We start from the raw sequence: 716 nt of genomic DNA, 5'->3' as shown, positions 1-716 counted from the left end.
CATGCCCACATTGTAATTTGCTTGGCTGCTTTCGACTGCCGATTGGTTACGTTGCTTCTGACTTGAACTGGGACAAGCAGCAGGTTGCCAAGGCTCTAAATGCGTTAGAAGAAGATCAGTCCCTCATTCGTTGCGAGAAACCTGGTTGGCCTTTGATTCGGAGCTTTCTGAAGCACAACCCAATCGAAAACCCAAACCAAGGTAAGGCAGCCTTTCGGTTGCTTAAAGATGTACCTGCCGACTTCATTGGTATGGCATCGCTTTTGAAATCTCTTGCCGCTTTTCAAGCTCGGCTTCCAGAAGAATTTTCATCATTGTTTATGCCTGATGGCAACCCGGTAAGGGACTCTCAACGGTCGGATGACTCTGAGAGAAGCAATAAACCAACAGTTAAAACTGTTGACCACATACAGTTTGAAGACTTCTGGGATGTACAAATACGCAAAGAAAAAAAAGCGAAAGCCAAAGAAGAATGGCTGCGCATGGGCCTCAATGAAGATCATGAACTCGCCTTGGAAGTCCTAACACGCTGGAAAGAGCAACGAGACAACCGATTGCAGTATCAAGATCGGACTAAGACCCCTATGCCACATAACTGGCTTTTAAACCGGCAATGGGAAGACGAGTACGTTCGCATTGATGAAGTACAGCAATCATCGACGAGCCTAAAGGGCAGCAATCACCAATTGAATATTGAAGAAAGCAATCGCCGCATT

General features: G+C 46.1%; 1 protein-coding gene. It reads left to right on the top strand.

The annotated features are described in order from the left end of the window. A partial coding sequence (locus tag R7190_RS27410) for a hypothetical protein (protein WP_318137873.1) occupies positions 1 to 716 on the top strand: 716 nt, incomplete at both ends.

This window comes from Vibrio sp. 1078-1 (assembly GCF_033340475.1).
Note: the sequence above shows the minus strand (reverse complement) of the source record. Positions and strands in the feature narration are given on the sequence as shown.